The following is a 15,395-nucleotide window of genomic DNA, read 5'->3' as shown; positions in this document are numbered from 1 at the left end:
ACCCGGGGCGACCGCCCCGGCGTATGGGCTCCGGGTACTGCGTGTACTCGGTGCTGTATCCAGCTTCCGGCCCGGCGCTGCCGTCCCGCTTGCGTACCGCTAACGATCCGCTGACAGCCGGGAGAGCCCCGCTGCCGCCCGCACCGACCCCTCGGTGAAACCGGCCGCGTCGGATGCCGCGATCGCGCGTTCCAGCTGGTCGGCGGCCTCTGCGACGCGGCCGATGCCGGCCAGCGCCTCGCCCTTGACGATCTGCAGCTGGGCCTGGACGACCACCGCGTCGGGCGCGACGAGTTCCCCGGCGCGAAGTGTGTGCGCGAGCGCCGCCTCGTAGTCCCCCTCCCTCATGCAGCGCCCCGCCAGGTGATGGAGCGTGAGCACCTGGGTGGACGGATGGCCCGTTCGGTCGGCGAGCGATACGGCGTGCACCATGAGCAGCCCGGCCCGCTCGTGCTCCCCGGTCGCGTCCAGGACGGCGGCGTAGTTGACGTACGCGATCGCCTCGCTGATCGTGTCCCCGGCCCGGGCGGCCAGGCCGGGCGCCTTCTCCAGATGGACGAGGGCCTCGGCGTCCCGGCCCTCCTCGTGCAGGATCCAGCCGAGCAGCGCCCTGGTCCGCGACTGCGCGTCGAAGTCGCCCACGTGCTCGGCCGAGGCGAGTCCGGCCTCCAGGAGCGGCGTCCAGCCGTCCCCGATCCGCATGAGCATCAGTGGCCACTGCACCAGGGCGAGCCGCCAGGCCCGGTCGTGCAGGCCCAGGGCGGCCGCGGCGGTGACGGCGCCCTCCAGCGCGGCGCGCTCGGCGACGTACCAGTCGAGGGCCGCCGTACGGTCCTCGAACTCCAGGGTCGCGGCGGGCCGGCGGGCGTCGGCGGGCAGCGAGTAGCAGGGCTGGGAGCCCGGCTCGGCCGCCGCGTCGGCCGCGAGCCCCGTGTACAGGTAGTGGTCGAAGAGGCGCCGCAGACCCTCGGGGTCGGCGTCCTCGGCGAGGTGGCGGGCGTAGAGCCGTACCAGGTCGTGCGGCATCCAGCGGCCGGGGACGGGCTCGGTGAGCAGATGGGCGGCGGCCAGCCGGTCCAGGTCGGCGGAGGCCTGCACCGGGGACGTGCCGACGAGCGCGCCGGCCGCGAACCGGTCCAGGTCGGAGCCGGTGTGCAGGCCGATCGCGCGGAACAGCCGGGCCGCCGAGTCGGGCAGCTGCTGCACGGTGAGGTGCAACGCGGCCGAGACGCCCCGGTCCTCGACGTCGAGGAGCATGAGCCGGTTCTGTTCGTCGGCGAGTTCGCCGACCATCGCGTCGAGGGTCCACCGCGGGCGCTCGGCGAGCCGGGCGGCCGTCACGCGCAGGGCGAGCGGCAGGCCGTCGCAGAGTCCGGCGAGCCGGGCGGCGGCGGCGGGTTCGGCGGCGACGCGCGTCTCGCCGAGGACGGTGGTGAGCAGCGCGGTGGAAGCGGCCGGGGGGAGATGGCCGAGCGGCACCGGCCGGGCCGCGTCGGAGGCGATGAGACCGCCGAGCCGGTCGCGGCTCGTGACCAGGGTGGTGCAGTCGCCGCCGGGCAGCAGGGGCCTGACCTGCTCGGAGGAGCGGGCGTTGTCGAGGACGACGAGCAGTCGGCGGCCGGCGGTCAGGGAGCGGAACAGGGCGCCGCGCGCCTCGACGGCCTCCGGGATCCGCTGCGGCTGCACGCCCAGCGCGAGGAGGAACTCGCGGAGGACGCCGGCGGTCTCGGGCGCCGGGGTGCTGCTGAAGCCGCGCAGGTCGGCGAAGAGCCGCCCGTCGGGGAAGTCGGCGCGGCGCTCGTACGCCCAGTGCACGGCGAAAGCCGTCTTGCCGACGCCGGCGGGCCCGGTGACCAGGCAGACGGGTCCTTCGCCGCCCCGTACGGCCCGGTCGAGGGCGGCGAGTTCGGTGCCGCGCCCGGTGAATCCGCGCGGTGCGCGCGGCAGCCCCTCCGGCGCCGGGACCGTGACGGGAGCGACGGGCCGGGACACGGTCACGGGCTCGGCGGAGCGGAGCAGCGTCGCGTACGCCTCGCTGAGGGTCTCGCCGGGGTCGACGCCCAGCTCCTCGGCGAGCAGCCGCCGGGTGCGGTGGTACCAGTCGATCGCGTCCGACTGCCGGCCCGAACGGCCCAGGGCCAGCATCAGCGCGGCCGCGAGGGACTCCCGCAGCGGGTGCGCGACGGCCTCGGTACGCAGGACGGCGGCGGCCCTGGCATGCTCGCCGAGCGCCCCGTACGCCTCCGCGAGGGACTCGACGGAGGCGAGCCGCAGCTCCTCGAGACCCCCGGCGGCGGCCTCGAGCGGCCGGCTGTGCACGGTCCCGGTGAGCGCGGGCCCCTGCCAGTACGACAGGGCCTCCCGCAGCATCCGTACCGCGTCGGCGGGGCGCCGCTGCACCCCGGCGAGCGCCACGAGCTCCTCGAAGCGGTGCGCGTCCACCAGGGACTCCGGCATCCGCAGCACGTACGCCGAACCCTGCGTGGCCAGCTCGACCCCGTAGGCCTCCGCCCCGTGCTCGGCGAGCAGCGCCCGCAGCCGCGAGACGTGCCCCTGCAGCACGGTCTTGGCGTGGGTGGGCGGCTCCTCCTCCCAGAGCGCGTCGATCAGCTGACCGACGTTCACCGCGCTGTTGGGCCGCAGCAGCAGCATGACGAGAAGACTGGACCGTTTGGCGGGCCCCAGGGCTACGTCCCCGTCCTCCGTCACCAGCGCAACGGAGCCGAGCAGCCGGAACTCCACCAGTACACCTCCGCGATCCGTCTCCCCCATTTCCCCAGCAGTCGAGGATACGTGCAGTGGAGGAGTCGAAAACGACGTGGAGATCCCCGATCCCGCCCTCGTCGTCCGAATCTGCACATGGTGATGAACTGTGCGTTGTGCACCGTTACCTGTGCGCTGTGCTGAGCGGCTGTGTGAAAGGGGAATCGAACCCCGCGCTGCTCCCCACGCACCAAGATGACCGGATCGACCGCCGGTCACGGCTTGTGCACGCCTTCGGGACGACTACCTGCTCCACGTCGAGCGACTGACTCAGTCCAGCAGATCGACCTCCCAGTTCGACCGCTGGATCAGCACGTCGACCTCACGGATATCCCGCGCCAGCACATCGGCCTGCGCCCGCAGCGACGCCACGGGAAGCGCCGACACCATCTTCAGCTCGGACCGCAGCTTCCGCACCATGCCCTGCTGGTCCCGCCCGGCAGCGGCATCGGCGGCCGACGTGACGACGGCGTGCCGCAGCCGCAGCACATCGCGCCGCGCCAGCGCGTCGGTGAGCGTGCCCCCGCCCTCGACGACGGCCTGGGCGTTGGTGCGGTTGATCCGCCGGATCAGGCCCTCGAGCTCCGCCAGGACCTCGCCGGTCTCGGCCAGCAGGGCGGCGGCGTCCTCGGCGGGCTCCTCCCCCTCCTGATACCGAGCGCTGCCGACCACCCGCGCCCGCAACTGCTCGACCCGCCGCGCGGCATCCGCCCGCAACACCAGCGCCTCGGCAAGCTTCAAGACCCCGCACCTCCACCACGACGATTCCGGCTGAGATTATGCCCGTCGGCGGACACCCCGGCCGGCCGGTGCCGACGCGGCGGCTCCGCCCCCGCTCCACGAAAGAGGAGTCGTGGCCGACAGCGGCTCCGTATCTACTCCACGAAGTAGGAGTCGTGGCGGACGAAGAACTCCGCCCGCTCCTCGTCGGTCGCGTCCGCCATCGCCGCCAGGCCCTCGAAGTACTCCTCGCGCGGGGCGCCCGGGGCGAAGATCATCAGCATCTCGGCGGGTGCGTCCGAGTCGTTGCGGAAGGCGTGCAGCCCGCCCTGCGGCACGTACAGGAAATCGCCCTTCCTCGCGTCGACCCAGTCCTCGCCGTCGAACAGCCGCACCGTCCCGTCGAGCACGAAGAACGACTCCGAGATCGTCTTGTGGAAATGCGTCCTGGGCCCGCCCGCCCCGGCACTCATCTCCACCCGGTAGAGCCCGAACTCCCCTTGTGTGGAGGCCTTGGTGGCCAGGTAGTGAATCGCGTCCCCGCCCGCGACCCCGAACTCGGGCGGGGCGTCCACGGTCCGGAGGACCGCACTGACCTCGCCCTCCTCACGGTGGTAGACCTGCTCCGGATACTCCGGGTACGACATCGGATCCCCCTTGGTCGACGGCCTGCCTGGCGTGACAGTGCCCGTCTTGGTCAACCACGCCCCGACCGGCGTATTCCGGCCCCGGCCGCGAAGCCCTCGGCCGCTTCGAGCAACGGACGGGTGACTGTCAGTGGCATCCGGCATGCTGGAACAGCTCGGTCACGGAGGGGGTCAGGACATTGGGTGGAGTCGACACGGCGCGGGGTATGGGCTTCCAGACCGCGTGCGCCATTCTGCAGTTGATCCGTACCCCGGATCAGTACCCGGAGGCGGAGACCTTCCGCGTGGAGGGCGCCGACGAGGCCATCGACTTCGAGGTGCGAGACAGCCGGGGGCGGCCGCTCCTGCTCGCCCAGGCGAAGACCCGCGTCGAGCCCCGCTCGTGGTCGGGGCCGGAGCTGGTGCGGCTCGCCCGCCGGTGGGGCAAGGCCGACCCCGACGGTACGGCGGTGCTGCGGTTCCTCTCGGACGGCCCCGTGCACACCTCGGGGCAGGCCGTCCGCGACGCGGCGGAACGGGCCCGCGCCGTGACGGACCCGGAGCAGTGGCTCACCGAGTGCGAGGCCCTGGGGACCTCGATCACGCTGACGGCCGAGGACCACCCGCTCATGCGCCGGCTGGAGATCAACACCCGCACCGGCCCGTGGGAACAGATCCTGAACGAAGCCCGGTTGGAGCTGCTGCGGCTCTCTCCCACCGCCCTGGCCGCGGCCGAGATCGACGGCACCGTCGACGCGTTGTTCGTGAAGATGTTCCAGTGGTCCGGGGAGCGCCGACTCGATCGGCGGACGGTACGGCTCGACGAGCTCCCGGGGCTCCTGGGCGGGCACCGCACCGCACCCGGAACCGGAGCGGGCGTCCCGCCGGGGCCGAGGCGCGCCCTCTTCCGTGACGTCCCCTCGGCCACGGGTCTGCGCGGCCGGGAGAAGGAACTGGACGCGCTGCGGGAGCGGTTCGCCGGAGAACCCGACACGGGGACCGTCCGCGTGGTGGTGTCAGGACTCGGCGGCATCGGCAAGTCGAGCATCGCCAGGCTGTACGCCCACCGGAACCGGGGCGCGTACGAGTTCGCCTGGTGGATCCCCTCCGACACCCGGGAGAACGTGATCGCCGCGTACCGGCGGCTGGTCACCGAGGAGCGCCAGGAGGCGGCCGAGCCGGCCACCGAGGCGGAGATCATCGCCCAGGTCGGCCGCCGACTCGCGCCCCTGGGCACCCGCCTCCTGCTCGTCTTCGACAACGTCGCGGACCGGGAACAGCTGCAAGGCCTCCTCCCGGCCTGCGAAGGCGCCCATGTGCTGGTCACCACCCGCGACTCGGCCTGGGCGGCGGCGGACGGCGGACTGGTCGTGGACCGGATGACGGAGGACGAGGCCACCGCCTGGGCGGTGGAGAGACTGCCACGCGTCGCCGAGACCGAGGTGTCCGCCCTGGTCGAAGCGGTGGAGCGGATCCCGCTCGGCATCGCCCAGGCCATCGGCTACATCGCGGCGACCCAGTGCCCGGTCGACGTCTATCTGACGGAACTCGCCGACTGCCGGGCCCGGTTGCTCGACAACCCCGGCTTCGTACCGCTCGACTACGGGGAGGGTGTCACGCTGACGGCGGCGGTGACCCTCAGCGTGGGCAGGGTGATCGCGCAGGCGCTGGACTCGCCCGACGCCTCGGAACAGCAGCTCGCCGCCGAGTTGCTCGCTCGCTGCGCCCTGCTCGCACCCGACTTCATCCCGCTGCATCTCGTCGCCCTCGACCTCCCGGCCGGCTCCGCCGTCTACGGAGCCGTGGCGGAACTGCGCCGCTTCTCCCTGGTCGCTCCCCAGGACGGCATGCTGACGATCCACCGCCTCGTCCAGGAGGTCGTCCGAGCCCTGATGGACAGCGACGCCGCCACCCTGATGCGCGGGCGCTTCCAGTACGAGCTGGTGGAGCAGCTGGTCGACTGCCAGAAGCGGAGCCGGTGGGCCGAGGCGGCGACACTGATCGAGCACGCGGTGCACGTCGCGCACCACCTGCGCGACAGCGGTCACGCGGACGGCAACACCGTCGCCCTGCTCGCCAACGTCGCGGGAGCCATCTCGAACGTCCACGGTGACCTGGCGCGGAGCGAGGCCTTGCTGCGGGCGGCGTTGGCGGTCGTGGAGGAAGCCGACGGGGAATCCATGGACGATCCGGTGTACCGGCGGGCGGCGACGACGACCTCGCTCGCCCAGTGCCTGCAGAATCAGCTGCGGTTCGACGAGGCCGCGGAGGCGGCACGGACGGCCCGGACCCTGCTGGAAGGCATGGACGCGCTCGACGCGGAGGGCGTGGAGCATCTGCTGCTGGCGCACGCCGCCGAGATGAGGGCGGCCGTGGCGACGGACCGCTTCGCCGACATCGCCCGCGCCTCCATGAGGGTCGAGGCGGTGCTGCGGCGTGAGGAGGTGGCTCCGCCGGTCGCCCTGAAGATCCGGCTGGAGCAGGCGCAGACACTCGTGTGGATCAAGAACTGGGACGACGCGGCCCTGGTGATCGATCTGGCCAAGGGTCTCGTGGACACCGAGGAGGAGCCACACGCGGAGCTGCTTTTCCTGGACGCCATCGTGAAGGCGTCCACGGGCCTGCTGGAGGAGGCGCTCGCCGTCACCGCGAGCATCCCCGAGCCCGCCGCTCAGGCAGCCGTGACGATCATGCGCCACCACGCGGACCAGATGGTGGACGCGGCCCACGGCCTCATGGTCGGCAGCCTCCACAGGCTGGAGAAGGGGCTGCCCACCGACGCCTGGATCCTGCACGCCGCGGAGTCCTTGCTCGACCGGGCCGAGATCCTGCTGAAGGCACACACCGAAGCGGGGCCGGATGTCCTGGCCCACGTCCGGCAGCGGCAGGCGGTACTGGCCTGGACCCGGCATCGGCTGGGGCATCCGGGCGGGGACCCCGACCTGTGCCGCGCCCTCATGCGCGAGAGCCTGGACATGTTCGAGGCGGCGGGGCAGGGCCACGTTCCGCTCGCGTTCACCGCTCGCTCGTTCCTCGCGACGGAGGGGCAGGAGTCCGAGGACGACCCCACCGACCGGGCGGACGCGGACGGCCCTGCGCGCACTCCGACGGCGACGCCGAACGGCGGAGGAACGTATCCGATCTCCGCGTTCCCCTGGCAGACCACCGTCGCCTGGGCCCGCGCGGCGCCGCCGGACGCCCGCCCGCTGTACGCCCTGCTCGGCGCGACCGCCTACCACCTCGGTGGGCAGGAGGCGCCGTCACCCGCGTTCCTCGCACTGGCGGTCACCGCGGCGCTGCGCTCCATGGGCCTCACGAGCCGCATGATCCCGACGACGCTGGAGGTGAGCCGCGACGGCGTGCCCCTCGACCTGCCGGGCTGGCAGGTCCCGCCGACCGTCACACGGGCCGGCGAGGTGCAGGGCCATGTGACCCTCTGGTGCGAGGAGGCCGGTCGCCTGGTGGACCCGGCCCTGGTGCTCGGCCAGCGCGGCTTCCCCCTGGACGCCGAGGAGCGGAACGTCTTCCGCACCCCCGCGGTGTTCCCGGCCCCCGATGTGGACGCCCTGCTCGCCGTCAGACCGGGCACCCACCGGGAAGGCCACCTGCTCGCGTACGACTTCCGCCCCGACTGGGAGGAGCAACTCGTCGACGTGCTCGGCCACCTGGACAAGACGGCGGTCGCGGCCTTCGCCCAGCAGATCGCCTCCTCGGCACTCGCCGCCACCGACGCCACCGTTCGCTAGGCCCCGGGGGCACAGCGTCCCTGCCCGCACGAGACAGAAGGCCGGGGTCCGACCCCGAAGAGTCGGACCCCGGCCCGGCCGACCGGCATGCTCGCCGGATCAGCGCGGTGGCGTCATGCCACCCCGTCAGACGTTGAAGCGGAACTCCACCACGTCGCCGTCCTGCATGACGTACTCCTTGCCCTCCATGCGGGCCTTGCCGGCCGCGCGGGCGTCGGCCACCGAGCCGGTTTCCACGAGGTCGGCGAAGGAGATGACCTCGGCCTTGATGAAGCCCTTCTGGAAGTCGGTGTGGATCACACCGGCCGCCTCGGGGGCCGTCGCGCCCTGCTTGATCGTCCAGGCGCGGGATTCCTTGGGGCCGGCCGTCAGGTAGGTCTGGAGGCCCAGGGTCGCGAAGCCCACGCGGGCGAGGGTCGCCAGGCCCGGCTCCTCGGCGCCGACGGACTGGAGGAGCTCCATGGCGTCCTCCTCGTCCAGCTCCGCCAGGTCCTGCTCCAGCTTCGCGTTCAGGAAGATCGCCTCGGCCGGGGCGACCAGCGCGCTCTGCTCGGCCTTGAACGCGTCGTCCGTCAGCTCGTCCTCGTCCACGTTGAAGACGTAGAGGAACGGCTTGGTGGTGAGGAGGTGCAGGTCGTGGAGGAGCTCGGCCTTCTCCGAGCCCTGCACGATGCCCTGCGAGAAGAGGGTGTCGCCCTTCTCCAGGATCGCCTGCGCGGCCTCGACCGCGGCGACCTTAGGCGCCGTGTCCTTCTTGATCCGCATCTCCTTCTGGAGGCGCGGCAGGACCTTCTCGATCGTCTGGAGGTCCGCGAGGATCAGCTCCGTGTTGATCGTCTCGATGTCGTCCTTCGGCGAGACCTTGCCGTCGACGTGGACGACGTTCTCGTCCTTGAAGGCGCGGATGACCTGGCAGATCGCATCCGACTCGCGGATGTTGGCCAGGAACTTGTTGCCGAGGCCCTCGCCCTCGCTCGCGCCGCGCACGATGCCCGCGATGTCGACGAAGTCGACCGTCGCCGGGAGGATCCGCTGCGAGGAGAAGATCTCCGCGAGCTTGGTCAGGCGGGCGTCGGGGACACCGACGACTCCGACGTTGGGCTCGATCGTGGCGAACGGGTAGTTGGCCGCCAGCACGTCGTTCTTGGTCAGGGCGTTGAACAGGGTCGACTTGCCGACATTCGGCAGACCGACGATTCCGATCGTGAGCGACACGGTGGCGACTTCCTGAAGTGTGGACGGGGGGCCGATCCCCCAGTTTACGGGCGGGCCGAACCGGCCAGTGACGCCGACCTTCGGTCGTTCTCGGGGGCAAGGTCACCCAAAGGGCGTGTCCCGGACCCGGTTCCCGCCCCTTCCCGACCTACGTTGGTGGAGTGGAGCAGCACAGGACAAGTCAGCCGCAAGGCCGCCGACGGCCGCAGACCCCCGTCACGCCGCCCGTCACCCCGCCCCCCGCGCTCGTGGAGGGCGCGGCCGTGTACCGCGTGACCGGCCGGACCCGGCGTGGCCCCGGCGTCCCCCGCGTCCAGCGTGCCGGGGTTCCCGGAGCGGCGGCCGGGAAGCCGACGGGACGGCCCGTGCCGCCCCTCGTCCTGGCGCTGCGGCGCCTCCCCCAGCCCCGCCTCACCGGGCTCGGCGCCGGGCTCTTCGCCTCCGCCGTCATGCTGACGCTCGGCTTCCTCGACCGGCTGCTCCTCGACGGCTCCCCCGTCGTCTACGGACTGCTGTTCCTGCCGGTCAGCGCCCTGACCGCGCTCTGGGTCCGTGCGGCTGACCTCGTCACCGCCCCCATCGGCGTACCCATCGCCTTCGCCGTGGGCGTCGTCCCCATCGCGGGCGGCACGGGCGGCTTCGGCGGCCAGGCCATGGCCGTCGTGACCGCCCTCGCCGTGCACGCCGGCTGGCTGTACGGCGGGACCCTCGTCGCCGGACTGATCGCGAGCGTCCGGAAGGTGCGGGAGATGGGGCGGCGCCAGCACCTCGTCCGTACCGCCGCGGCGGCCGCGAGCGCCTCGGCCGGTGCGCCCGCCGGCGCCTCCTCCGGTGAGGCGCCCGGGGCCGGTGGGAGGGGTCCCGCGTCGGGCCGGACCCCTCGTCGCCGTCCGGTCGCCTAGGCCGCCCGGTCGCCTGGGCCGTCGCGTCTCCTGGGCCGAGGTGGACACGGTCGCGTCGCCTGGGGCCGACGTGGACACGGCCCGTGGGCAGGGCCCCGTGGGACACGTACACCTGAACACGGCCCGTGGACACCTGGACACGTACCCGTGGACGTGTAGGCCGGCCCGCCGGCGCGCGCAGGGGCCTACGCCGCCCCCGCAGCCATCCCCGCCCCCACGATCCCCGCGTTGTTCTGGAGTTCCGCCGGGACGATCTCCGCCCTGATGCCCTCGATGAGCGGCAGGAACTTGTCCGCTTTCCGGCTCACTCCGCCGCCGATGATGAACAGCTCCGGCGAGAACAGCATCTCCACGTGCGCGAGGTACTTCCGCACGCGACGCGTCGCCCAGTGTTCCCAGCTGAGGTCCTCGTCCTCCTTGGCCTTCGTCGACGCCCTGGTCTCCGCGTCGTGGCCCTTGAGCTCCAGGTGGCCCAGTTCCGTGTTCGGGACGAGGCGGCCGTCGACGAAGAGGGCCGAGCCGATGCCCGTGCCGAGGGTCAGCATGATCACGGTGCCTTTGCGGCCGCGGCCCGCGCCGAAGGTCATCTCGGCGACCCCGGCCGCGTCGGCGTCGTTCAGGACGGTCACCGGGAGGCCGCCCATGCGGTCGCTCAGCAGGGTGCCCGCGTCCACGCCCACCCATGATTTGTCGACGTTGGCCGCCGTACGGATGGTCGAGCCGGTCACCACTCCCGGGAAGGTCACCCCCACCGGTCCCGTCCAGCCGAAGTGCGCCACGACCTCCGCGACGCAGCCCGCCACACCGTCGGGTGTGGCGGGCTGCGGGGTCAGTACCTTGTGGCGCTCCTCGGTGAGCGCTCCGCGCTCCAGGTCCACGGGGGCGCCCTTGATGCCCGAGCCGCCGATGTCCACTCCGAAGACGTTCATGGAATCCACGGTACGGGCTGGGGTGCCGAGTTACTCCTTGGCGGACGGGGCGGGCTCGCCCGCGCCGAGCTTCTCGGCGACGGCCCGCAGGTCCTTGTTGCGGAGCTCCTTCGGCAGCGAGAAGGTGAGGGACTCGTCGGCCGTCTTGACGATCTCCACGTCGGCGTAACCGCGCTCGGAGAGCCACTCCAGGACCTCCTGCACGAGGATGTCCGGGACGGAGGCGCCGGAGGAGAGGCCTACGCTGGTGACGCCCTCCAGCCAGGCCTCGTCGATCTCGCTCGCGAAGTCGACCAGGTACGCGGCGGGGACGCCGGCCTGCTTGGCGACCTCGACCATGCGGATCGAGTTCGAGGAGTTCTTCGAGCCGACGACGATGACGAGCTCGGCCTGGCCGGCCAGCTCCTTGATCGCGATCTGGCGGTTCTGCGTGGCGTAGCAGATGTCGTCGGACGGCGGGGAGATCAGCTGCGGGAACTTCTCCTTCAGCGCGTCGACCGTCTCCATCGTCTCGTCGACCGAGAGCGTGGTCTGCGAGAGCCAGACGACGCGGGACGGGTCGCGGACCTCGATCTTGGGGACGTCGCCGGGACCGTCGACCAGCTGGATGTGATCGGGGGCCTCGCCGGAGGTGCCGATGACCTCCTCGTGGCCCTCGTGGCCGATGAGGAGGATGTCGAAGTCGTCGTTGGCGAAGCGGACGGCTTCCTTGTGGACCTTGGTGACCAGCGGGCAGGTGGCGTCGATGGTCGCGAGGCGGCCCTGGCGGGCCTCCTCGTGGACGGTCGGGGCGACGCCGTGCGCGGAGAACATCACGATGTTGCCCGGCGGCACCTCGGTCGCCTGATCGACGAAGATGGCGCCCTTCCGCTCCAGGGTCTGGACGACGTACTTGTTGTGGACGATCTCGTGCCGGACGTAGATCGGGGCCCCGTACTGCTCCAGGGCCTTCTCCACCGCGATCACGGCACGGTCCACGCCCGCGCAGTAGCCGCGGGGAGCGGCGAGCAGGACACGCTTCGGGCGGTTCGTCGCGGAGGCGGAATCGGGCGTCGACGCGGGCGTTGCAGTCATGCGTCCCATCGTAAGGCCGCGTCGGTGAGCGGTTTGATCGGTGCCGTGGCCGAAACTGTGGCCATGGCCGAGGAATCGCAGGTGGCGGCGCACGGGGAAGACGCGGAACACACGGGACTTCGCCGGAACCTCGGGTTCCGGGACCTGGTCGTCTACGGGCTCCTCTTCATCGCCCCCATGGCGCCCGTCGGCGTCTTCGGCACGCTCGACGCGAAGTCCGGCGGCGCGGTCGCACTCGTGTACGTCGTGGCCACGGTCGCCATGGCGTTCACGGCCTTCAGCTACGCGCAGATGGTGCGGGTCGCGCCGCAGGCCGGCTCCGTCTTCACGTACGCGCGCAAGGGCCTCGGCGACGGGCCGGGGTTCATCGCCGGCTGGATGGCGATGCTCGACTACCTGCTGATCCCCGCGGTCGCCTATCTCTTCGCGGGCATCGCCATGGAGGCGCTGGTCCCGGAGGTCGACCGATGGGTGTGGACCGGGATCGCCGTCGTCCTGACGACCCTGCTCAACCTCTGGGGCGTACGGGCGGCGGCCCGGGTCGGCTTCGCGGTGCTCGCGATGGAGATCGTCGTGCTGCTCGTCTTCGTCGTCTCCGCGATCGTGGCACTCGCACAGGACGGGGCACGGCGCGACTGGTGGTCGCCGCTCGCCGGGGACGGCTCGTTCTCGCTCGCCGCCGTCATCGGCGCGGTGTCCGTGGCCGTCCTGTCCTACCTGGGCTTCGACGCGATCGCCTCCTTCGCGGAGGAGGTCACGGGCGGCTCGGCGAAGGTGGCGCGGGCGCTGCTCTTCTGCCTCGCCCTCGCGGGTGTCCTGTTCATCGCGCAGACGTGGCTGGTCGCGCTGCTCGAACCGGTCTCCTCGGCCGAGCTCGCGGCCGACCCGGGGAGGCAGGGGTCGGCCTTCTACGACGCCGTCGAGAGCGCGGTCGGCGGCTGGCTGCACGACCTCGTGGCCGTCTCGAAGGCGATCGGCGCGGCCTTCGCCGCGCTCGCGGGGCAGGCGGCCGGTGGCCGTCTCCTCTTCGCGATGGGCCGCGACCGGCGCCTGCCGCACGTGCTCGCCCGGACGGACGGGGGCGTGCCGCGGGTGGCGCTCCTGGTGTCGGCGACGGTGACGATGATCGCGGCGGTGTGGGCGGCCCGGCGGGACGACGGCCTCGACCACCTGGTGTCGGTCGTGGACGTGGGCGCCCTGACGGCCTTCGTCCTGCTGCACGCGAGCGTGGTCGGCTGGTTCGCGGTACAGAGGGCGGAGGGGCCGCCGCACTGGCTGAAGCACGTCGTCCTGCCCGTGGTCGGCGCCGCGATCCTGATCGCGGTCATCGTGGAGGCCTCGGTGGCGGCGCAGGTGGTGGGCGTGGTGTGGCTGGGCGTGGGCCTGATCGTCCTGGCGGTGCAGGGCGCGACGAGAACACCGGCGCGACGCTGAGCGTGCGTGCACCTCGCGCGCGGGGGCGAGGGCGGGGGCCAGACCGGGGCGCCTCGGGGCGGGCGTACGCGCGCGGCCGGCGCCGGGGGGCGTACGCGTCCAGCCGACGCATGGGGGCCTACGCGCACCGCCGACGCTCGGGCGGGCCTGCGCGCGGCCGGCGCTGAGGGGCACGCACAGGCGTACGCGCGCGGCCGATGCCTGGGCGGGCGTACGCGCGCGCGGGGCGGTGGTCGCGGGGGCGGCGTGCCCGCGTCCGGCGCCGGGGCCGTGCGTGCGCGTGCCCCTGACGTTGTCGTACCGCGCGGTTACGCTCGGTCCATGGCTCTGACTACGTCCGCCGAAGCACCGCTTCCCGTCGGTGAGGTCTCCCGTCTGATCGGGGGGTGGATCGACCGGCTCGGGGCGATCTGGGTCGAGGGGCAGATCACACAGCTGTCCCGGCGCCCCGGCGCCGGGGTCGTCTTCCTGACGCTGCGGGATCCCTCGTACGACATCTCCATCGGCGTCACCTGCTACCGCCAGGTCTTCGACGCCGTCGCGGACGTCGTGTCGGAGGGTGCCCGGGTCGTCGTGCGCGCCAAGCCCGAGTGGTACGCGCCGCGCGGCCAGCTGTCCCTCCGGGCGGTGGAGATCAAGCCCGTCGGGATCGGCGAGCTGCTCGCCCGTCTCGAACAGCTGAAGCGGAGCCTGGCCTCCGAGGGGCTCTTCGCCCTCGACCGGAAGAAGCCGCTGCCCTTCCTGCCGCACCGCATCGGCCTGGTCTGCGGCCGCGCCTCCGCGGCGGAGCGGGACGTCCTGGAGAACGCGCGGCGCCGCTGGCCCGCCGTCGCCTTCGAGGTGCGGAACGTGGCGGTGCAGGGCGTGAAGGCCGTCCCCCAGGTCGTCCAGGCCGTCAAGGAGCTCGACTCCCACGAGGACGTCGACGTGATCATCGTCGCCCGGGGCGGCGGCAGCGTCGAGGACCTGCTGCCGTTCTCGGACGAGCAGCTCGTCCGGGCCGTCGCCGAGTGCCGTACGCCGGTGGTCTCGGCCATCGGCCACGAACCCGACTCGCCCCTCCTCGACCTCGTGGCCGATCTGCGCGCCTCGACCCCGACGGACGCGGCCAAGAAGGTCGTCCCGGACGTCGGCGAGGAGCTGGACCGGGTGCGCGGGCTGCGGGACCGGGCCCTGCGGACCGTACGCGGGCTGCTCGACCGGGAGGAGCGCGGTCTCGCCCACACGCTCGCCAGGCCCGTCATGGAGCATCCGCAGCGCATGGTCGAGGTCCGTGAGGACGAGCTCGTCGCGTTGCTCGCGCGCAGCCGTCGGGTCCTCGGGCACCTCCTGGACCGCGCGGACTCCGAGCTGTCGCACACCCAGGCGCGGGTCCGGGCGCTGTCGCCCGCCGCGACGATGGAGCGGGGGTACGCGGTGCTCCAGCGGGCCGACGGCTCGGTGGTCCGCTCCCCCGAGGAGGTCGCGGCGGACGAGGAGCTGCGGGCCCGGGTCGCGGAGGGCGAGTTCGCGGTGCGGCGCGTGGCCGACCCGGCCTGAGCAGGACCGCGCAGAACGACGCAGGACCACGCAGGACGCAAGGGAACCGGTTACGGAGGGTGGAGCGGCACATGGCAGCGGGAACGGGTACGGCGGGATCGGGCACGGACGAGGCGGCGCTCGGGTACGAGCAGGCGCGGGACGAGCTCATCGAGGTCGTACGGCGGCTCGAAGCGGGCGGAACGTCCCTGGAGGAGTCCCTGGCGCTCTGGGAGCGCGGTGAGGAGCTGGCGAAGGTCTGCCGGCGCCGCCTCGAAGGGGCGAGGGCCCGGCTGGACGCCTCCCTCGCGGCCGAACGTGCGGCGGAGGAGGCCGAGCGCGCCTCGGGCGGCGACGGGGACGAGTAGCCGCCCCGACACGGGCCGGCCGCGCCCCCGCACGGGCCGCCGTCGCCGCCGGCCTGTGGCGGCTCATCGGCACGGCGTAGACTGCGAGTGAAGCGGATCA

Annotated in this window: 11 protein-coding genes; 5 read left to right on the top strand and 6 right to left on the bottom strand. The window is 72.8% G+C overall.

What is annotated here, in order from left to right:
- Positions 1 to 99: 99 nt before the first annotated feature.
- The 3 genes from IF00_RS0122000 to IF00_RS0121990 form a co-directional block, all read right to left on the bottom strand.
- Positions 100 to 2,742 carry an AfsR/SARP family transcriptional regulator gene (locus tag IF00_RS0122000; RefSeq protein WP_037638824.1) on the bottom strand — a complete coding sequence of 881 codons (2,643 nt, stop codon included), beginning with the start codon at positions 2,740 to 2,742 and terminating at the stop codon, positions 100 to 102.
- Between the two features lie 291 nt (positions 2,743 to 3,033).
- Positions 3,034 to 3,504 carry a DIP1984 family protein gene (locus IF00_RS0121995; RefSeq protein WP_030320610.1) on the bottom strand — a complete coding sequence of 157 codons (471 nt, stop codon included), beginning with the start codon at positions 3,502 to 3,504 and terminating at the stop codon, positions 3,034 to 3,036.
- A gap of 134 nt (positions 3,505 to 3,638) precedes the next feature.
- Complete coding sequence (locus IF00_RS0121990; protein WP_030320608.1) at positions 3,639 to 4,130, bottom strand: cupin domain-containing protein; 492 nt, start codon at positions 4,128 to 4,130, stop codon at positions 3,639 to 3,641.
- 206 nt (positions 4,131 to 4,336) lie between these two features.
- Here IF00_RS0121990 and IF00_RS0121985 point away from each other — a divergent pair, with 206 nt between their 5' ends.
- Positions 4,337 to 7,855 carry an ATP-binding protein gene (locus IF00_RS0121985; RefSeq protein WP_106975858.1) on the top strand — a complete coding sequence of 1,173 codons (3,519 nt, stop codon included), beginning with the start codon at positions 4,337 to 4,339 and terminating at the stop codon, positions 7,853 to 7,855.
- A gap of 126 nt (positions 7,856 to 7,981) precedes the next feature.
- Here the strand turns inward: IF00_RS0121985 and ychF are convergent, their stop codons facing one another.
- Positions 7,982 to 9,070: a redox-regulated ATPase YchF gene (gene ychF / locus IF00_RS0121980; protein ID WP_030320605.1), complete on the bottom strand. Its 1,089-nt coding sequence runs from the start codon at positions 9,068 to 9,070 to the stop codon at positions 7,982 to 7,984.
- 365 nt (positions 9,071 to 9,435) lie between these two features.
- Here ychF and IF00_RS0121975 point away from each other — a divergent pair, with 365 nt between their 5' ends.
- The gene (locus tag IF00_RS0121975) at positions 9,436 to 9,972 is read left to right on the top strand and encodes a DUF6542 domain-containing protein (RefSeq protein ID WP_051820570.1); all 537 of its coding nucleotides are present in this window, start codon (positions 9,436 to 9,438) and stop codon (positions 9,970 to 9,972) included.
- A gap of 185 nt (positions 9,973 to 10,157) precedes the next feature.
- On the opposite strand, the gene ppgK is transcribed toward IF00_RS0121975, so the two are convergent.
- Positions 10,158 to 10,901, bottom strand: a complete 744-nt coding sequence (ppgK, locus tag IF00_RS0121970; protein WP_030320601.1) for a polyphosphate--glucose phosphotransferase — start codon at positions 10,899 to 10,901, stop codon at positions 10,158 to 10,160.
- A gap of 30 nt (positions 10,902 to 10,931) precedes the next feature.
- Positions 10,932 to 11,984: a 4-hydroxy-3-methylbut-2-enyl diphosphate reductase gene (locus tag IF00_RS0121965; protein ID WP_030320600.1), complete on the bottom strand. Its 1,053-nt coding sequence runs from the start codon at positions 11,982 to 11,984 to the stop codon at positions 10,932 to 10,934.
- 54 nt (positions 11,985 to 12,038) lie between these two features.
- Here IF00_RS0121965 and IF00_RS0121960 point away from each other — a divergent pair, with 54 nt between their 5' ends.
- The 3 genes from IF00_RS0121960 to IF00_RS0121950 all read left to right on the top strand — a co-directional run bounded on the left by IF00_RS0121960 (position 12,039) and on the right by IF00_RS0121950 (position 15,295).
- Complete coding sequence (locus IF00_RS0121960; protein ID WP_051820549.1) at positions 12,039 to 13,409, top strand: APC family permease; 1,371 nt, start codon at positions 12,039 to 12,041, stop codon at positions 13,407 to 13,409.
- Between the two features lie 321 nt (positions 13,410 to 13,730).
- Positions 13,731 to 14,948: an exodeoxyribonuclease VII large subunit gene (xseA, locus tag IF00_RS0121955; protein ID WP_030320596.1), complete on the top strand. Its 1,218-nt coding sequence runs from the start codon at positions 13,731 to 13,733 to the stop codon at positions 14,946 to 14,948.
- 71 nt (positions 14,949 to 15,019) lie between these two features.
- A complete protein-coding gene (locus tag IF00_RS0121950; RefSeq protein WP_030320594.1) occupies positions 15,020 to 15,295 on the top strand; it encodes an exodeoxyribonuclease VII small subunit in 276 nt (91 codons plus the stop codon).
- Positions 15,296 to 15,395: the final 100 nt, after the last annotated feature.

The sequence above is a fragment of the Streptomyces flavochromogenes genome, assembly GCF_000717595.1.
Classification (GTDB): domain Bacteria; phylum Actinomycetota; class Actinomycetes; order Streptomycetales; family Streptomycetaceae; genus Streptomyces; species Streptomyces flavochromogenes.
Note: the sequence above shows the minus strand (reverse complement) of the source record. Positions and strands in the feature narration are given on the sequence as shown.

Excerpts from the sequence above, each read along its gene's own strand:
- IF00_RS0121965 (WP_030320600.1), bottom strand. The coding sequence starts at position 11,984 with ATGGGACGCATGACTGCAACGCCCGCGTCGACGCCCGATTCCGCCTCC.
- IF00_RS0121950 (WP_030320594.1), top strand. The coding sequence starts at position 15,020 with ATGGCAGCGGGAACGGGTACGGCGGGATCGGGCACGGACGAGGCGGCG.
- IF00_RS0121990 (WP_030320608.1), bottom strand. The coding sequence starts at position 4,130 with ATGTCGTACCCGGAGTATCCGGAGCAGGTCTACCACCGTGAGGAGGGC.
- IF00_RS0121985 (WP_106975858.1), top strand. The coding sequence starts at position 4,337 with ATGGGCTTCCAGACCGCGTGCGCCATTCTGCAGTTGATCCGTACCCCG.
- ppgK (WP_030320601.1), bottom strand. The coding sequence starts at position 10,901 with ATGAACGTCTTCGGAGTGGACATCGGCGGCTCGGGCATCAAGGGCGCC.
- IF00_RS0121960 (WP_051820549.1), top strand. The coding sequence starts at position 12,039 with ATGGCCGAGGAATCGCAGGTGGCGGCGCACGGGGAAGACGCGGAACAC.
- xseA (WP_030320596.1), top strand. The coding sequence starts at position 13,731 with ATGGCTCTGACTACGTCCGCCGAAGCACCGCTTCCCGTCGGTGAGGTC.